This is a genomic window from Pseudarthrobacter sp. AB1, from assembly GCF_014926485.1.
GTDB lineage: Bacteria > Actinomycetota > Actinomycetes > Actinomycetales > Micrococcaceae > Arthrobacter.
In genome coordinates this window covers 1-17,839 of sequence record NZ_PZKO01000043.1, presented here as the reverse complement: position 1 = coordinate 17,839, position 17,839 = coordinate 1, and the positions used below count along the sequence as shown (strand labels likewise).

General features: G+C 66.2%; 14 protein-coding genes and 1 pseudogene. 6 read left to right on the top strand and 9 right to left on the bottom strand.

The window, feature by feature from the left end:
• Positions 1-40: 40 nt before the first annotated feature.
• The gene (gene nboR, locus DAD99_RS11375) at positions 41-703 is read left to right on the top strand and encodes a nicotine blue oxidoreductase (RefSeq protein WP_185261633.1); all 663 of its coding nucleotides are present in this window, start codon (positions 41-43) and stop codon (positions 701-703) included.
• Between the two features lie 22 nt (positions 704-725).
• On the opposite strand, the gene DAD99_RS11370 is transcribed toward nboR, so the two are convergent.
• From DAD99_RS11370 to DAD99_RS11335, 8 genes are all read right to left on the bottom strand, one after another.
• Positions 726-1,505 (bottom strand): SDR family oxidoreductase, encoded by a 780-nt coding sequence (locus tag DAD99_RS11370; RefSeq protein WP_185261634.1) that lies wholly within the window; start codon positions 1,503-1,505, stop codon positions 726-728.
• Positions 1,506-1,548: 43 nt separating this feature from the next.
• Positions 1,549-2,292 carry an aspartate/glutamate racemase family protein gene (locus DAD99_RS11365; RefSeq protein ID WP_193341620.1) on the bottom strand — a complete coding sequence of 248 codons (744 nt, stop codon included), beginning with the start codon at positions 2,290-2,292 and terminating at the stop codon, positions 1,549-1,551.
• Positions 2,293-2,320: 28 nt separating this feature from the next.
• Positions 2,321-3,889, bottom strand: coding sequence for an NCS1 family nucleobase:cation symporter-1 (locus tag DAD99_RS11360; protein ID WP_193341619.1), 1,569 nt, complete (start codon positions 3,887-3,889; stop codon positions 2,321-2,323).
• 262 nt (positions 3,890-4,151) lie between these two features.
• Positions 4,152-6,986 (bottom strand): molybdopterin-dependent oxidoreductase, encoded by a 2,835-nt coding sequence (locus DAD99_RS11355; RefSeq protein WP_193341618.1) that lies wholly within the window; start codon positions 6,984-6,986, stop codon positions 4,152-4,154.
• Between the two features lie 2 nt (positions 6,987-6,988).
• The gene (locus tag DAD99_RS11350) at positions 6,989-7,948 is read right to left on the bottom strand and encodes an FAD binding domain-containing protein (protein WP_193341617.1); all 960 of its coding nucleotides are present in this window, start codon (positions 7,946-7,948) and stop codon (positions 6,989-6,991) included.
• Positions 7,939-9,195 (bottom strand): XdhC family protein, encoded by a 1,257-nt coding sequence (locus DAD99_RS11345; protein ID WP_193341616.1) that lies wholly within the window; start codon positions 9,193-9,195, stop codon positions 7,939-7,941. The genes DAD99_RS11350 and DAD99_RS11345 overlap by 10 nt, the downstream gene beginning before the upstream one ends.
• A 140-nt stretch (positions 9,196-9,335) precedes the next feature.
• Positions 9,336-10,862 (bottom strand): NCS2 family permease, encoded by a 1,527-nt coding sequence (locus DAD99_RS11340; protein ID WP_193341654.1) that lies wholly within the window; start codon positions 10,860-10,862, stop codon positions 9,336-9,338.
• Between the two features lie 14 nt (positions 10,863-10,876).
• Complete coding sequence (locus DAD99_RS11335) at positions 10,877-11,371, bottom strand: nucleoside deaminase (RefSeq protein WP_193341615.1); 495 nt, start codon at positions 11,369-11,371, stop codon at positions 10,877-10,879.
• A 389-nt stretch (positions 11,372-11,760) separates the two neighbouring features.
• On the opposite strand from DAD99_RS11335, the gene DAD99_RS11330 reads away from it, so the two are divergent.
• Both DAD99_RS11330 and ligD read left to right on the top strand, forming a co-directional pair.
• Positions 11,761-13,131: an 8-oxoguanine deaminase gene (locus tag DAD99_RS11330; protein ID WP_193341614.1), complete on the top strand. Its 1,371-nt coding sequence runs from the start codon at positions 11,761-11,763 to the stop codon at positions 13,129-13,131.
• A gap of 61 nt (positions 13,132-13,192) precedes the next feature.
• Positions 13,193-14,437: a non-homologous end-joining DNA ligase gene (ligD, locus tag DAD99_RS11325; protein ID WP_193341613.1), complete on the top strand. Its 1,245-nt coding sequence runs from the start codon at positions 13,193-13,195 to the stop codon at positions 14,435-14,437.
• 2 nt (positions 14,438-14,439) lie between these two features.
• Here ligD and DAD99_RS11320 read toward each other — a convergent pair whose 3' ends face one another.
• On the bottom strand, positions 14,440-14,628 hold the full coding sequence (locus tag DAD99_RS11320) for a hypothetical protein (protein WP_185261643.1): 189 nt from the start codon (positions 14,626-14,628) through the stop codon (positions 14,440-14,442).
• 362 nt (positions 14,629-14,990) lie between these two features.
• On the opposite strand from DAD99_RS11320, the gene pucL reads away from it, so the two are divergent.
• The 3 genes and pseudogenes from pucL to DAD99_RS11305 form a co-directional block, all read left to right on the top strand.
• A complete protein-coding gene (gene pucL / locus DAD99_RS11315) occupies positions 14,991-15,899 on the top strand; it encodes a factor-independent urate hydroxylase (RefSeq protein ID WP_193341612.1) in 909 nt (302 codons plus the stop codon).
• A 146-nt stretch (positions 15,900-16,045) separates the two neighbouring features.
• The gene (locus DAD99_RS11310; RefSeq protein WP_193341611.1) at positions 16,046-17,545 is read left to right on the top strand and encodes a nucleobase:cation symporter-2 family protein; all 1,500 of its coding nucleotides are present in this window, start codon (positions 16,046-16,048) and stop codon (positions 17,543-17,545) included.
• 120 nt (positions 17,546-17,665) lie between these two features.
• Positions 17,666-17,839 (top strand): annotated as a pseudogene (locus tag DAD99_RS11305) (IS1380 family transposase); the annotation flags it as partial.

Genomic DNA, 17,839 nt, shown 5'->3' with positions numbered 1-17,839 from the left:
CACTGCCGTCATTTGTCATGTGGCTGGATAGGCTGGGGCGATGGCTGACCTGGACAAACCACGCACGACGGCGGTGCTGCTTGCCGCCGGCGCCGGGACGCGGCTGGGGCTCGGGCCCAAGGCGCTGCTCCGGTTCCGCGGCAGCACTCTCGTTGAAGTCCTGGCAGACGTGCTGCTCGCGGGCGGCTGCCGGGAAGTGGTGACGGTGCTCGGCGCGGACGCGGTAACGGTCCGTGCCGCCACCGATCTGAGCCGGCACCGTGTCATCGACAACCCGGATTGGGCCGGCGGAATGGGAAGTTCGTTCCGGGCGGGAGTCGCCGCAGCAGCCCCGGAGGACCATGTGCTTATTGCGCTGGTGGACCAGCCCGGCCTGACCGCAGAAACCGTCGCCAGATTGCTGGCATCCCATCAGCCCGGCCGGGTCACGGCGGCCGCCTACCGTGGCCCGGATGGAAATCTCCGGCGGGGACATCCGCTGCTCCTGGATTCCAGCCTCCGCACTGAGGCCGCCGACACTGCAACGGGCGACGCCGGGGCACGCCATTTCCTCCAGGCCCACCCGGAACTGATAGACCTCGTGGACTGCAGCGACCTCTGCGGCGGCGAAGACCTCGATACCCCCGGGCAGCTGCACCTGCTCGAAACAACAACGCGGGGTCAGATACGGCCCAAAAAACCTCGCAACATGGGCCGTATCTGACCCCGCGTTGGTTTCATCGCGCTTAGCCCCGGCCGACGAACGGCATGCCGGCGGCGGTAATGACCACCGAGCCCACACTGGCCGACGGCGGCATGCCAGCCATCAGGAGCACGGCACGCGCGGCGTCCTGCACCGGGAAGGTGGGCTCCACCCTGCGGCTGCCGTCAGCCTGCAGGGCTCCGGAGTCCACTCCGATGGTGGCCATGATGTCAGTGGCTGTGTTGCCGATGTCTATCTGGCCGCAGGTGATGCCGAACCCCCTGCCGTCCAGCTCGATGCTCTTGGTCAGACCCGTCATGGCGTGCTTGGTGACCGTGTAGGCCACTGTCCGCGGCCGCGGCGAATGCGCTGAAATGGACCCGTTGTTGATGATCCGGCCGCCTGGCGGGTTCTGGGATTTCATGGCCCGGACGGCAGCGGCGGCGCACAGCATCGAGCCGGTCAGGTTCACCGCCACCACCGCGTCCCAGTCGGCAACGCTGATTTCATCCACCGACGCGGCCGGGCCAAACACGCCGGCGTTGTTAAACAGGAGGTCAACCCTCCCCCACTTCACGACGGCAGCAGCGAAAAGGCGCTCGACGTCGTCGGGCACTGTTACGTCGCAGGGCACCGTCAGCGCCTGGCGGTGGCCGGCCGCGGACTCCAGCAGCGGAGCCTCACGGCGGCCGGCCAACACCACGCGGTACCCGTCGGCCAGCAGGAGCCGCGCCACGGCCCTGCCAATCCCGGAACCGGCACCGGTCACGACGGCGACCGGTGCCGGCCGGTGGGGTTGTACGGGCCGGTGGGTTGCAGTCATGGGGTCGCTCCTTGTGTTGATGGCCGGACTGTTGATCGCCGGCCTAAGGTGCGGCGGGTACTTCCGCCGCCGTTATGGGCCAGCCTATGACTGTCTTGGGCCGCGGGGTGGCGTACGTCCGGACCTTTGAGGTGCTCAGCCGCAGCCGGACCAGCGATTCCGCAATCGTGACAGCAGCCGCCACGCCGTCCACCACGGGGACGCCCGCCCGCTTGCGGATCTCCTCGTCCAGGCCGGCCATACCGCCGCAGCCAAGCACAATGACTTCCGCTTTGTCCTCGCGGACGGCCAGCAGCGCCTGTTCGATGATGGCTTCCACAGCGCGCTCCGGCTCCTCCTCCAGTTCCAGGACGGCCATGCCGCTGGCCCGGACCGAGGCGCACCGGGCGTCGAGGCCGGCCAGCTTCAGCCGGTCCTCGATCAGCGGAACGGCACGGTCCAGGGTGGTGATCACGGAGTACTTGTGGCCCAGGAACATCGCCGTGCTCGCGGCCGCTTCGGTGATGTCCACGACCGGAACGTCGAGTAGCTCCTGGAGCCCTTCGCGGCCGTGTTCGCCGTAGCCGGCCTGAATGACAGCGTCGAAGGGTTCCGGGTAGCTGACCACGGCGTCCATGACGGCGATGGCCGCGAGGTAACTCTCAAAGTTTCCCTCGCAGGAGTCCGCGCCGAAGCGGGGAGTGATTCCCACGATCTCCGTATCCGGAAGTGCGGCCTGCCGTGCCTGAGCGGCGATCGAATCGGTCATGGACTGAGTGGTGTTGACGTTGGCCACAAGGACGCGCATGGTGCTTTCCTCTTTCGGAAAGGGTTGGTTAGTGGGTGCTGACGATGGCGATGGGCTCGCCGTCGACGTCGTCGAACTGCTGCTTGCGATCCGCAATCAGGTAGTACACCACTGCCGCGATGCCGGCTGCGAAGAACCAGGAGAACGGGGCGGCTCCCTCGAAGGCCGGGACAAAAGCGATCACGAGGGCGACGGTAGCAGCCGGTATCAGTGCCATGATCGCCTTAGGGTTGTAACCCTTTTTGTAGAAGTAGGCTCCCGTGGGCGACTCGATGTAGAGCTCCGGCACGTTGACCTTGCCGCGGCGCAGCAGCCAGTAGTCTGCCATGACCACGCCGAACAGGGGCCCCAGCAGCGCGCCCAGTCCGCCGAGGAAGTACACAATGACCAAGGGGTTGTTGTAGAGGTTCCAGGGAAGGATGATGAGGCCGATCGTACCGCTGACCCAGGCCGCCTTGCGGAAGTTCAGGTGCTTGGGGAACAGGTTCGTCAGTGCATAGACGGGGGCCACGAAGTTGGCCATCAGGTTCACGGCGATGGTCAGGATCAGCAGGGCCAGGCAGGCCAGGACAAGAAAGAGCGTGTTCGGGATGGTCTGGACGATGTCCGAGGGGCTCTCGATGATCTTGCCGCTGATTTTGAACTGGCCGCCTGCCATGACGACCACGATGGCACCGAAGACGAGCATGTTGATGGGGATGCCCCAGAAGTTTCCGCGGACCACGGCCTTCTTGGAGACCGCCGAGCGTGTGAAGTCGCAGAAGTTCAGGACGAAGGTTCCGTAAATTGCCACCCACAGGGCACCACCGGCAAAGATGGTGCGCCACATTTCGGCGCCTTCGAGCGCGTTGTCTCCGGCCCAGGCGATGGAGCCGCCGGCTTCGGCGAAGATCCAGATGGCGATGGCAGCCATGGTCACCAGGATGATGGGCCCGGCGAAGGCCTCATACTTGCGGATCATTTCCATGCCGAAACTGACGATGACCAGCTGGACGATCCACAGTGCAACGAAGGCAATCCAGCCGAGTGTGGACAGGCCCATGATGGAGTTGCCATCCAGCTCCTTGAGGGAGGGCACCATGGCCACGAGCATTACGCGGAGGACCACCGAGGCCAGGTACGTCTGGATCCCAAACCAGGCGATGGCGACGGCGCCGCGGAGCAGGCTGGAGATCTGGGCACCGCGGATACCGAAGCTGATCCGGCTCATGACCGGGAACGGTACACCGGTCTTGACCCCCATGAAGCCGGAGAAGTTGAGCAGGGCAAAGAGCAACACGGCTCCGATGCCCAAGGCAAGGAGGATCTGCCAGCCGCCCAGCCCAAGGGCGAAGAGGCCGATGGCGAAGGCATAGTTGCCGAGGCTGTGGACGTCGTTGGCCCAGAGCGTGAAGATGCTGTAGCCGGTCCACCGGCGGCCTTCACGCTTGGTGGGGGCAAGGTCTACGTTGTACAAGGTGGGGCTGATGGCCTGGCCTGAGGTGGCGCTGGCTGCATCGCAAAGCGCGTCGACACCCACGGAGGGTTGGGCTGCTTTGCCCAAGTCAACTGCTGTCTCGGGTGGCGGTTCAACGCCGGTCAACGGGGTTGTCTGCATCGTGATCTCACTTCTTGAAGATGTCTTCCATGTGTTCCGCAGTGGGATTAATGCCGGAAACGACCGGCAGGAGCGTCATTGCAATTTCCACAATGCGGAAAATGGGTATCGAGTAGTGAAATAACGATATGACCTGGGTCACGCATCAGTCAAGGATCGCCGGAACAGCGCCGGTCACAAACGGTTGCTTCGACAGCAACGCGGGGTCAGATCTGGCCCAATAAACCCCGCGCCATGGGCCGTATCTGACCCCGCGTTGGTCTTAGTGGGAAAGGTTTGGCGTTCCTTCCTTCAGGCCGAGGTAGATCTTGTCCCGTCCGATCGGCAGCTCCGCAAACCGGACCCCCGTGGCGTTCCGGATGGCGTTGGCCAGTGCCGGCGCCACCGGATTAAACGGGCTCTCGCTCATGGACTTTGCGCCGAGCGGGCCCATTTGGTCGTTGGTGGAAGCGAAGTAGACCTCGCTGCGCGGCACGTCCGCGAAAGACGGGATGTGGTACTGCCGCAGGATATCCGTGGTGACCCGGCCGGCGTCGTCCACCCGGACCTCCTCATACAGTGCAGCGCCCAGCGCCTGCGCGATGCCGCCTTCAATCTGGCCGCGGCACTGCCGCGGATTGACCACCACCCCGGCGTCGGCGGCCTGCACGCTCTGCAGGATCCGCAGCTCGCCCGTGCCGGTATTGACGGCGACGCGGAAGCCGTGGACGTTGAACGCCACTGATCGCGGGGTCCCGTCCCAGTTCCCCTCGACGGCAAGCTGCACGCCCTGGTGCTGCGCGGCGTCATGGATGTCCGCGAGCGGAACCCGCCGCCCGGCACAGTCCACGCCGCCGTCGTCGAGCGCACATTCGGCCTCCGGAACCCCGGTCAGCGCCGCCGCAACGGTGATGATCCGGGATGCGAGCCCGGTGGCCGCCAGGAGTGTGGCCTTGCCGGCCACCACGGTCCCGGCCGAGCCGAATGCGCCGGTGTCGTGCTCCACGAGATCGGTATCAGACTGCCGCACGGCCACCTTGGCTGCCGTGGTGGAGAGCGCCGTCGCGGCCAGCTGCGCGTGCACGGTGGTGGTGCCGTTGCCGAATTCGGCGGTCCCGACGTCGGCCGCGAACGTGCCGGCCGGGAGCAGGCTCACGCGGGTGTGGGCGAAGTGGCCGCGGGGCGGGACCGTGTCGATCATGGAAAGCGCGGATCCTTCCCCGATGACCCATTCCGGGCCGAGGTCATCGAGGCCGGCGTCATGGTAGCGCTGCTTGCCGCGGTCCAGGGCGTCCCGCACCAGGGAGATGCACTGCTCCAGTCCGTAGCTGCCGTAGTGGACGTCCTCCTCCGGCTCAGGGTTGGTGGAGAGCATGTCATCGCCCTCGCGCACCATGTTCCGGCGCCGGAATTCCAGCGGATCCATGCCGACGCCAACAGCCAGCTCATCGATGGCCGACTCGATCGCGAAGATCATCTGGCTCAGCCCGTAGCCGCGGAAGGCCCCGGCCGGCACGGTGTTGGTGTAGACGGCATGCGCGTCCACTTTCTTGTTGGCGCACTTGTACACGGCCAGCGATTCGCCGCAGCCGTGGAACATCACGCCGGGCGCGTGGTTGCCGTACGCGCCGGTATTGGTGACCACGTCCAGCTGCAGCGCGGTGAGGAGCCCGTCCTTGCCGGCGCCTGCCTTGAGCTTGATGCTGAAGGGGTGCCGCGTGGTGGTGGCGGTGAACTGCTCCGTGCGGGTGAACTCCACCTGCACGGGCCGGCGAAGGGTGAGCGTGGCGAGGGCAACAAGGTCCTCGGTAAGCACCTCCTGCTTGCCGCCGAAGCCGCCGCCCACGCGCCCGGCCACCACGCGGATGCGGTCCTCCGCCAGGTCGAAGACCCGGCCCAGCGTGCGCCGGACCAGGAACGGGACCTGGCTGGAGGTCCGGACCACGAGGCGGTCTTCGGAGTCGAGCCAGGCGATGGAGGAATGCGTTTCCAGGGCGACGTGCTGCACGCGCTGGGTCCGGTACGTGTGCTCGTGGATGAAGTCGGCCGCGGCGAACCCGTCCGCCACGCTGCCCAGCTCCGAATGCAGCTCGGCCACCACGTTCTGCCGCGGACGCGAGATCCTGGCCTTCACGGCGTCCTTGTCCCCGTGCAGGGCCGGAGCGCCGGGAAGCATAGCGTCCTGCGCGCTAAAGACGGTGTCCAGCAGCTCGTATTCCACGTGAAGGGCCCGGGCCCCGGCCTCGGCGGCACTTACGGATTCGGCCACAACGGCGGCCACGCGCTGGCCGATGAACCGCACCACGTCATCGAGGACGCGGGTGTCGTCGGGGTCGTCGGTGTAGAGCTCGTGCTGGGCGGTGGAAAAGTGCTGCGCCGGGGCGTCCTCGTGGGTGAAGACCGCGACGACGCCGGGCACTTGAAGCGCGGCCGTCCTGTCGATGGAGACGATCCGCGCGTGCGCGTGGGGTGAGCGCAGCAGCTTCAGGTGCAGCAGGCCTTCGAGCTCCTCCGCCGGGACGTCGAGGGTGTAGCGGGCCGTACCGGTGACGACGGCGGCGCCTGCCGGGGCGGGCACATTGTCGCCGAGCTGCCCGGTCCGGGATGTTGTGGTTGCGGCCGCGGCGGTGCCATCCGTGGAAGCCGGACGGGCCGCAGGATCCGCCGCGCCGCCGTCGTGATTGTGCGTGTTGTGGGTCCCGCAGACGGCGTCCGCGATGGAGCGGTAGCCCGTGCAGCGGCAGAGGTTGCCCTTGAGGCTGCGGGGCAGGTTGGCCTTCTGTTCGGCATCGAAGGTAGCGGCGGTCATCATCATGCCGGCGGTGCAGAAGCCGCATTGGAAGCCCTGTTCGGCCAGGAACTGTTCCTGCACGGGGTGCAGCGCTCCGCCCTGGGCGAGGCCTTCGATGGTGGTGACGGCCTTGCCCTCGGCGCGGACGGCCGGGTAGATGCAGCTGTGCACGGGGGTGCCGTCCACGTGGACGGTGCAGGCACCGCAGTCGCCGCCGTCGCAGCCCTTCTTCACACCGAAGTTGCCCTGTTCGCGCAGGAAGGTGCGCAGGCACTGGCCGGGGCGGGGTGTGGCCGGGGTGGCGGTTCCGTTGATTTCGATTGCCATGCTCAGGCCTCCTTCTGCTGTTTCGGGGTTGATGCGGGTGCGGGTTTTGCGCTTGGTTGCGCACTCGGTTGCGGCGACGTGGCGTGCGGCCGGCCGGACGGTCCGGTCCAGAAATCGCCCGACACGGTGAGCCGTTCTTCCAGCAGTTCCGCACGGATTTCCTCCGCGAGCCGGAGGGTCATGTCCCGGCGCCATTCGGGCAGGCCGTGGATGTCGTTGTGGTACAGCTCCGCCGGGATGGCCTTCCCGACGGCGGCCGCCAGGGCCGCGGGGCCCGCCATCTTGGCTGCGGCGAACCGCAGCTGCACGGGGCGCTTCGTGGCGGCCGTGACGGTGATGGCGAGGCCGCCGTCACCGTCGCGCCGTCCGATCAGCAGCACCCCTGAACGGCCGAGGTTGCTGAGCGAGAGCCGCCGGAAAGCCACTTTCGCGGACAGGGCCGACGCCGGGATGTGGATGCTGCGCAGGAGTTCCCCGGGTGCCAGGCTGTTTTGCCCGTCCCCGGTGATGAACGTGGCCACCGGTACCGTGCGGCTGGTGCCGCCGGGGCCGAGGATGGTGGCGGTCGCGTCCAGCCCGGCGCAGAGCGAGATCATGGGTCCCGCCGGCAGCGAGGTGCACAGGTTGCCGCCCACGGTGGACATGTTCCAGATCTTGAAGGATGCCACGAAGGAGTCGCAGCACGGCCAGAACAAGTCCAGGCCAGGCCAGTTCCTGCCGGCAACGGACTCCGAAGCCGGCAGGGCGTAGAGCTCCGCGACGGTGCACGTCGCGGCCAGTTCAATCCCGGCGTCGCTCACGGTCACCGCCGGCCAGCCCGCTTCACCCAGATCCAGGAGCCGTTTCAGGACAGTACTGCCGTAGGAGAAGAGCACCGTGCCGCCGGCGAGCCAGGCGTCGCCGTCGCGCCAGTCGGTGGGGTCCGTCGTTGGGACGACTTCCTCGATGGTGTTCATGTCCATGGGTCCTCCTGGCGGGGATCGTGCGTGCGGGGTTCGTGAGAGTGGGGTTCGTCGGTAAAGCTGGGTTCTGGGTGGTGGATGGGGCCGCTGCCGTCCTTGAGCGAAGCTGCCGTGGGCGTTTCCTTTGATGCCGCCACACGGGAAGCGAGGATCTCGGCGGTGATGGAAACAGCCACCTCGGCCGGGGTGACTGCGCCCAGATCCAGGCCGATGGGTGAATGGAGCCGCTCCAGCGCTTCAGCCGGCGTCCCGTCCGCCAGCAGCGCGTCGATGCGCTGGCGGTGGCTGCGCCGCGACCCCATGGCGCCCACATAGGCGAGGCCCAGGCCGAGCGCGGTTTCCAGCAACGGGATGTCGAACTTGGGGTCGTGGGTCAGCACGCACACCACGCTTCGGCCGTCCAGGCGTCCTGCGGCTGCTTCGGCGGCAAGGTAGCGGTGCGGCCAGTCCGTGACCACCTGGTCGGCGGCGAGGAAACGGCCCTGGCTGGAAAAAGCCGGCCGGGCGTCGCACAAGGTGACGTCATAGCCCAGCAGTTTCCCGGCCGGCACCAGCGCGGCGCCGAAGTCGTTGGCGCCGAAGATCAGCATCCGGGCCCGCGGCAGCCGGCTTTCCACAAACAGGGTGATGGGCTCCGGCACAGGCACCGTGGTCCCGCAGCCTTCGGCCGGGGCCAGCCGGACCAGGCCGGCCCGGCCGCCGCGCAGCAGGGGTTCGAGCTGCACGGCTGCCGCCCGGATCACGGAGGAATCGCCGCCCAGCAGGGCTGCCAGCGCGGCCGATCCCGCTGCGGTGAAGCGAGCGGGATCGGCCACCAACACGGGCCCTCCCCCGCCCCCGCCGCCGTCGTCCAGCCGGCGGATGATGGCGAGGGAGGACGGCGCGTCTGCGTGGGCAAAGCCGCGCAGGGCGGCCAGGTCCAGGCCGGCGGTTCCGGTCGGCTGGATGTGGACTTCCAGCTGCCCTCCGCAGGTCAGCCCGACGGCGAATGCGTCCTCGGCGCTGTAGCCGAACGACTCAAGGCGGCTGCCGCCGTCGCGCATTGCCGCAAGCGCAGCCTCCACCACGGCGCCCTCCACGCATCCGCCGGACAGGCTGCCAAGGACGTCCCCGTGTTCGGAGACCACCATTGAAGTGCCGAGCGGCCGGGGCACGGAACCGCCGGCGGCCACGATGGTGGCGACGGCGCAACGCTGGCCGGAGACCGCGGGCTGCCACCTTCCCAGTGAGGGGATCAGATCCAGCATGGCAACACGTCCTTTACCACTGGGGTTCCGGACGGAAAGCCTGTCCGGAACAGAGCGCGGTCTTGCCTCATAGTCTCATTCCTTGCCGGTGTAGAGGGAGGGTCACGGTGGTTGGTTTGAGAGGACGGGGCGGGGCCGGTTTACGCGCCCAGCAGGACGTTGATGGGCCCGCGGGCGAAGTAGATCAGGAAGCCCACGCTCACCACCCACATGAGCGGATGGACTTTCCTGGCCCTCCCGGATGCCGCGCTGATGACCGCGAAGGAGACGAAGCCGACGCCGATGCCGTTGGCGATCGAGTAGGTCAGCGGCATGGTGACGATGGTCAGGAAGGCCGGCAGTGCGATCGCGAACTTGCTGAACTTGATCTCGCGGATCTGCGCCATCATCATCGCGCCCACCACCACAAGGGCGGCGGCGGCCACCTCGAGCGGAACCACAGAGGTGAGCGGTGTGAAGAACATCGATCCGAGGAACAACAGGCCCGTGACCACCGAGGCCAGGCCGGTGCGGGCGCCTTCGCCAATCCCGGCCGCGGAATCGATGTAGACGGTGTTGGAGGAACCGGACGTTCCGCCGCCCACCACTGCGCCCATGCCTTCGACGATGAAGGCGGACTTGAGCCTGGGGAACGTGCCGTCCTTGTGCGCCACGCCGGCGCTCTTGGCAAGCCCGGTCATGGTACCCATGGCGTCGAAGAAGTTGGTGAACACCAGGGTGAAGACCAGCATGGTGGCCGCCAGGCCGCCGATCCTTGAGAACGAGCCGAAGAGATCGAACTGGCCCACCAGGCTGAAGTCCGGGGCGGACACCAGCTGCCCGGACAGCACCGGTGTGTTGAGGTGCCAGCCACCGGGGTTGTCTGCGTTGCCGGGACCGATATGCATGGTGGCCTCGACGACGGCGGCGAGGGCAGTTGTGGCGACGATTCCGATCAGGAGGCCGCCTTGGATCTTGCGGGCAACGAGGATGCCCATGACCAGCAGCCCGACGATGAACACGAGGGTGGGGATGGAGGTGATGGAGCCGTCGTTGCCGAGCTGGACCGGCGGGCCGCCCTTGGTGGGGCGGACGAACCCGGAATCCACAAAGCCGATGAAGGCGATGAACAGGCCGATGCCCACGGTGATGGCGGCCTTGAGTTCCTTGGGGACTGCCTTGAAGATCGCCGTCCGGGCACCCGTGGCGCCGAAGAGGACAATGAGGACGCCGTTGATGACCACCAGGCCCATGGCTTCTGGCCAGGTGACTTCCTGAATGACCGCGACGGCGAGGAAGGAGTTGATGCCCAGGCCGGCCGCGAGCCCGAAGGGCAGGTTTGCGACGAGGCCGAACACGATGGTCATAACGCCGGCGGTGAGGCCGGTAACGGCTCCCACCTGCGCTGCTGAGAGCCAGCCGCCGGCGACGTCGGTGGGGGCGTTCTCGGCCGAGAAGCCGCCCAGGATCAGGGGGTTGAGGATCACGATGTAGGCCATCGTGAAGAACGTGACGATGCCGCCGCGGAATTCGCGGGCCAGCGTGGAGCCACGCTTGGTGATCTGGAAGAAGCTGTCCAGGAAGGATTTCGACGCCGGGGGGCGGGGTGCCGCTGTGTGCCCTGCGCCTGCGGGCGCAGCCTGCTCTTCAGCTGCCGATCGCATTTCTGCGGGGTCCAGGATTGTCATGTCAGCCACCGGCCCTAGTAGTCAATCCTGGAATCGAGCGTGTTCCAGGTGTTGAACGGTTCCAGGATGGCCGGGGCCTGGGGGTGACCCAGTTCCAGCTTGGCGACCGGCATCAGTGCGTCCCGGTCCTCGTTCTCGAAGTACTCGTAGAAGACGGCGTCGTCAAAGCCCACGGAGGCGGCGTCGTGCCGGTCTGCGGCGAAGACCACGTTGCCGATCCGGGCCCACAGGGCTGAGGCCAGGCACATGGGGCAGGGTTCGCAGCTGGTGTAGAGGGTGGCTCCACTGAGATCGAACGTGTCGAGTTCGCGGCAGGCATTGCGGATGGCGGTGACCTCGGCGTGGGCTGTGGGGTCGTTCGTGGCGGTGACCCGGTTGACGCCTTCGAAGGCGCGGCCATCCGCGGTGACAATGACGGCGCCGAACGGGCCGCCGCTGTTCAGGACGTTGGCTGTTGCCAGTTTTATGGAGGTGGCCAGGAAATGTTCGGCCGTGACGGTGGTACTCATTTTGCGACTTCCTTAGTGGCAAGGAAGCCCAGTAACCCTGAGACGGGGGACGCGCCAGTGAGATGGCTACCAGGCTTCAGCATGTGCTTTTGAAGGTTCGCCTGGTAGATAGCTTCCCGGAGTCCGGGTGCCCGCCTTTGGCAAGATCGAGACTAGCACCGGATGTGTGAGTGACGCCATAGTTTCTGGAAACTTAATTTCGTGATGTGAAATTGCGTAACAACGCGGGGTCACCTACGGCCCATCCGGAGGGGCGGAATGGGCCGTAGGTGACCCCGTGTTGCATTGACTTCCGTCGCGGCAGCACCCTAGGCTGGCGCCACCTGGATCAGCAGACAGGGCCTAACTGAGCTGGAACGCACTCACGCCGACCAGACAAGGAGCCATCCATGGCCCACCCGCACTCCCCGTCCCCGTCCAGGCTCTGGATCAGGAACCCGCTCGCCATTTTCACCGCCAATGGGCTCGACGCCGGCGGCGGCATTGTGGTCACCGGCGGTGTCATCACCGAGCTTGTTCCGGCCGGCGGGCAGCCGTCCGCACCCTGCGATGAGACCTTCGACGCCGGCAGCCACGTGCTGCTGCCCGGCCTGATCAACACCCACCACCACTTCTACCAGACACTCACCCGCGCCTGGGGTCCGGTGGCCAACGCCCCGCTTTTCCCCTGGCTGCAGAACCTCTATCCGGTCTGGGCCCGGCTGACTCCTGGGAGCCTGGAACTCGCGGTGAAAGTGGCCCTGGCCGAGCTGCTGCTCTCCGGCTGCACCACGTCCGCCGACCACCACTACCTGTTCCCCGCGGGACTGGAGAACGCGATCGACGTGGAGGTCGGCGTCGTACGCGAACTGGGCATGCGGGCCACCCTCACGCGCGGCTCCATGTCGTTGGGAACGGACGACGGCGGCCTGCCGCCGCAGTCAACGGTGCAGCGGCCGGAGATCATCCTGGCGGACAGCGAACGCCTCATCTCGCAGTACCACGAGCGCGGCGACGGCGCCGTCATCCAGATTGCCCTGGCCCCGTGCTCGCCGTTCTCGGTGACCAAGGAGATCATGGCGGAGAGTGCAGCCATGGCCGAACGGCTGGACGTCCGGCTGCACACGCACCTCGCCGAAACCATTGACGAGGAAGACTTCTGCCACGCGATGTTTGGCTTGCGGACTGTGGACTACCTGGAAAGCGTCGGCTGGCTGGGCAACCGCACGTGGCTGGGCCATGGCATCCACTTCAACGACGACGAGATCGCCCGGCTGGGAGCCGCGGGCACCGCCGTCGCGCACTGCCCGACGTCGAACATGCGGCTCGCGTCGGGCACCGCCCGCGTGCTGGAACTTGAGGCGGCCGGGGTTCCGGTGGGGCTGGGTGTGGACGGATCGGCGTCGAACGATGCCTCCAACATGATGCTCGAGGCCCGGCAGGCGCTGTACTTGCAGCGGCTGCGCTACGGGGCATCCGTTCCCGTGGAGCGGGCCCTTGGCTGGGCGACGCGGGGCTCGGCTGCGGTCCTGGGGCGCTCCGATATCGGTCAACTGGCACCGGGGATGCAGGCCGACCTGGCGCTCTTCCGCCTCGACGACCTGCGGTTCTCCGGCAGCCACGATCCTGTCGCGGCGCTGTTGCTGTGCGGCGCGGACCGCGCGGACCGCGTCATGGTAGGCGGGAAATGGCGCGTGGTGGACGGACAGATTCCGGGGCTGGACGTCGCGGGGCTCATTGCGGAGCACTCGGCCGCGGCGAGGAAGCTTGTGGCGGGGTAGCTCATTGCTGACCGCCGCACCAGCTCTGGCCGCAACATCCGATCGTTGCTAGCGTGGCGGCATGAGCCCGTCGAAGACCCCGGCCAAGATCCTCACCATTGGCGGCACCGAGGTGCGCATCTCGAGTCCGGACAAGGTGGTGTTCCCCGAACCCGGACTGACCAAGCTCGATCTGGTGCGCTACTACCTCGCCGTGGCGGATGGTGCGTTGCGCGGTGCGGGCGGCCGGCCCATGGTGCTCAAGCGCTTCCCGAAAGGCATCGACGCTGAGCCGTTTTTCCAGAAGCGCGTGCCCGAAAACCACCCCGACTTCATCGATACAACCACGCTGCACTACGCATCGGGGACGTCGGCCGAGGAGGCCGTCATCCGGGATGCTGCGGGCCTGGCGTGGGTGGTGAATCTTGGCTGCCTGGACCTCAACCCGCATCCCGTGCGCGCCGAGGACCTTGATCACCCCGACGAACTCCGCGTCGACCTCGATCCGATGCCGGGAGTCAGCTGGTCCCAGATCGTCGACGTTGCGTATGTCGCGCGGGAGGTGCTCGACGACGTCGGACTGGTGGGGTGGCCGAAGACGAGCGGGTCGCGCGGACTCCACATCCTGGTCCGGATCGCGCCGCAGTGGTCCTACCGCGACGTGCGGCTCGCCGCCGAGACCCTCGCCCGCGAGATCGAAAACCGCGCGCCCGGCCTCGCCACCGCGCGCTGGTGGAAGGAGGAGCGCGGCGAGAGCGTCTTTGTCGATTTCAACCAGAACGCCAAGGACCGCACCGTGGCATCCGCGTACTCGATCCGGCCCCTGCCCGACGCCCGGGTGTCGACGCCGCTCACCTGGGACGAGGTGCGCTCCATCCGTCCGGAACAATTCACGGTGCGCACGGTGCCCGGGCGCTTCGCCGACGCGGGCGACCCGCACGCCGGGATCGACGGCGCGGTGGGTGCACTCGACGGGCTCCTGGCGCTGGCGGCCAGGCTCGGCCCCGCGGAGAAAGCGCCCCGCAGCGGAGACGGCTCCGGCCGCCGGCAGTCGGTAATGCCGCTCATCGAGGTGGCCCGGACCAAATCCAAAGCCAAGGCGGTCGCGGCGCTCGACGAGTGGAAGACCCGGCATGCGGACATCGTCCCGGCCCTGCGTCCGGCCGACGTGCTCGTCGACGGAATGCGCGGGTCCAGCTCGCTCTGGTACCGGGTGCGGGTGAACCTGCAGCACGTCCCCGAAGCGGAGCGCCCGCTGCAGGAGGAGCTCATCTCCGACTACGACCCCTGGGCCGGCAAACAGTGGCCGGGGCGCCCGGGGCAGTAGGGCTAGCGGCGCCGGCTGCCGAAGCCCGGCAGGCCCTGGACCCAGCGGGAGAAGCGGCCCGGAATATGCTCCCGGTCTGCGGGCAGATAGAAGTCCGGATCCGTCCCGCCTCCGAGGGGAAGGTAGAACTCCTGGACGGCGGGTGCCGCCGTGTTTTCCGGTGCGACCGGCGTTGTGTCCTGCTGGTACATCTGATCCTCCTCCGAGGTGGTTGATACTACTGCGAAAATTCCACAAAGCGGAAAATAACTTTTGCTATATGAAATATAGTAATCTGCCAAGTCTCGGTACGTCAACGGTCCGCGAGCCCCTCAGTCACAAAGTGATTTTTCAGATTGTGATGTACACCACCGCAAAGCTGGGCTATTGTGATGTTCAACTCGTGGCGCAAGTCACGTAACCTGGGAGCAGCAGGCAGGGTCGTAATGAGCTGACATCAATTGATGTCGGCTCATTTTTTGTTGGGCCGACGGCACTGGAAACGCGCGGTAAATGCGCGCTTAATTTCTATGTGGAACCTTGGTCCCACATACCTGAAGTTGGGAATCTGACCATGAGCAGCAACATCATCCTCGGCCACAACCAGTACGGAAAGGCTGAAGTCCGGGTTGTCAAAATCACCCGCGACACAGACCGCCACGAGATAGAGGACTTGAACGTCACCTCGCAACTGCGCGGAGACTTCGAGGCCGCCCACCGCGAGGGCGACAACGCCCACGTGGTGGCAACGGACACCCAGAAGAACACCATCTACGCCTTCGCCCGCGAAGGCGTCGGCTCCCCCGAAGCGTTCCTCCTGCGCCTCGGCGAGCACTTCACGTCCAGCTTCGACTGGGTCACTGGTGGCCGCTGGGAAGCCGAGTCCTACAGCTGGGACCGCATCCAGGCGCACGGCAGCGAACACGACCACTCCTTCGTGCGCAACGGCCAGGAAGTCCGCACCGCCGTCCTGGTCCGCGACGGCGCCGCAACGCACCTGATCTCCGGGCTCATGGACCTGACCGTCCTGAAGACCACACAGTCCGGCTTTGTGGGCTACCCCAAGGACAAATACACCACCCTCCCGGAAACCACGGACCGCATCCTGGCCACCGACGTTTCCGCCCGCTGGCGGTTCAAGACCGGTACGGACCTGAGCACCCTGGACTTCAACAAGAGCTACGAGGACGTCAAGGGCCTTCTGCTCGAGGGGTTCACGGAGAGGTACTCCCACGCCCTGCAGCAGACGCTGTTCGACATGGGCACCAAAGTCCTGGAAGCCCACAGCGAAATCGACGAGATCAAGTTCTCCATGCCCAACAAGCACCACTTCCTGGTGGACCTCTCGCCGTTCGGACTCGACAACCCCAACGAGGTCTTCTTCGCAGCCGACCGGCCATACGGCCTGATCGAGGCCACGGTCCAGCGCGACGACGCCACACCGGCGGACCTCGCCTGGTCCGGCATCGCCGGGTTCTGCTGACCCATCCGCTGTGATCGAGCCTGTCGAAATCCACCAGGTTTCAACCGGCTCGATCACCGGGCGAAATCCACCGGGCCGGTGCCCACATTTTTAGCCAGACCACGTTAGCCAGACGAAGACGTCTGCCATGAACCAGAAAGTCTGCCATGAACCTCAAGAAAAAGTCCGTCGGCCCCGTCAAGACCGGCCGCCAGCGTACTGACCGACCCGAAGACCAGCGCCTGTCCCTCGGGAGCAGCTTCGCCTACGGCTTCCAGCACGTGCTGACCATGTACGGCGGCATCGTTGCCGTTCCGCTCATCGTCGGCCAGGCCGCAGGGTTGCCCCCTGCCGACATCGGCATCCTGATCGCCGCCGCACTTTTCATGGGCGGGCTTGCCACCATCCTCCAGACCATTGGTATTCCGTTCTTCGGCTCCCAGCTGCCGCTGGTCCAGGGCGTCTCCTTCGCCGGCGTGGCAACGATGGTCGCCATCGTCACCACCGGCGGAGGGATCCAGTCCGTCTTCGGCGCAGTTATCGTGTCGGCAGCCATCGGCCTGCTGATCGCCCCTGTCTTCTCGAAAATCGTTCGCTTCTTCCCACCGGTGGTCACCGGAACTGTCATCACGACCATCGGCCTGACCCTGATGCCGGTTGCAGCCAACTGGGCCATGGGCGGTAACAAAAAAGCCGAAAACTACGGCAGCATCGAAAACATCGGTCTCGCCGCTGTCACCCTGGCCCTCGTTCTCCTCCTGAGCAAGCTCGGCAACGCAACCATCTCCCGGCTCTCGATCCTGCTGGCCATGGTCATCGGAACCCTGATCGCCGTCGCCACCGGCATGGCCAACTTCGCCAAGGTCGGAGACGGCCCAATCGTCGCCTTCCCGGCACCGTTCCACCTCGGAGCCCCCACCTTTGAGATCGCCGCGATCATCTCCATGCTGATCGTCGTCCTGGTAATCCTGACCGAAACCATGGCGGACATCCTGGCCGTCGGTGAAATCATCGGTACCAAGGTCGACTCCAAACGCATCGCAGCAGGCCTCCGCGCAGACATGGGCTCCAGCCTCATCGCCCCGGTCTTCGGATCATTCACCCAGAGCGCCTTCGCCCAGAACGTCGGCCTGGTCGCCGTCACCAAGATCAAGAGCCGCTACGTGGTGGCAGCCGGCGGCGTGATCCTGGTCCTGCTGGGACTGCTGCCTATCCTCGGCCGCGTAGTGGCCGCCGTTCCCACAGCGGTTCTGGGCGGGGCAGGCATCGTCCTGTTCGGCACCGTCGCCGCCAGCGGCATCCGCACCCTGGCCAAGGTCGAATACCGCAACAATATGAACCTCATCATCGTGGCCACCTCCATCGGCTTCGGCATGATCCCGATCGCCGCCCCAGCCTTCTACGACAAATTCCCCAACTGGTTCGCCACGATCTTCCACTCCGGCATCAGCTCCGCCGCCGTGATGGCCATCCTGCTGAACCTGCTCTTCAACCACCTCAAAGCCGGCAACTCCGAAAACCAGTCCGTATTCGTGGCGGGCACCGGCCGGGTAGTCCGGGAAGAAGACCTCAAATGCCTCACCGACGGCGACCGCTACGAAGGCGGCAAGCTGATAGACGCGGAAGGCAAGGAAGTCCCGGTGGAGTCCTCAAAATCTGAGCACTAGCCCGGGGTTTTCATGAGGCTGTCGCCCGCGGGGTGTGTTAAAGCGACGAAAGGTGCTTCTGAGCTGGGAAAATAGTGTTGTCGACGCACTGATCCACCGGCTGAAAGAAGCACCTTTCTGATGTCCAAGATTACCGGAGTTTTCCCGTCCCTTCCTGTTGCCACGACGGAGCAGTCGCTGGTCTCCCATGCCGGGCTGAACGTGGTGACGTCTTTTGTTGACGCGCTCGGATTCAGGGACCTATGCGAAGACCGTTTGGGCCAGTTCGTCCCCTCCGGCGCCTGGCACCGGCCC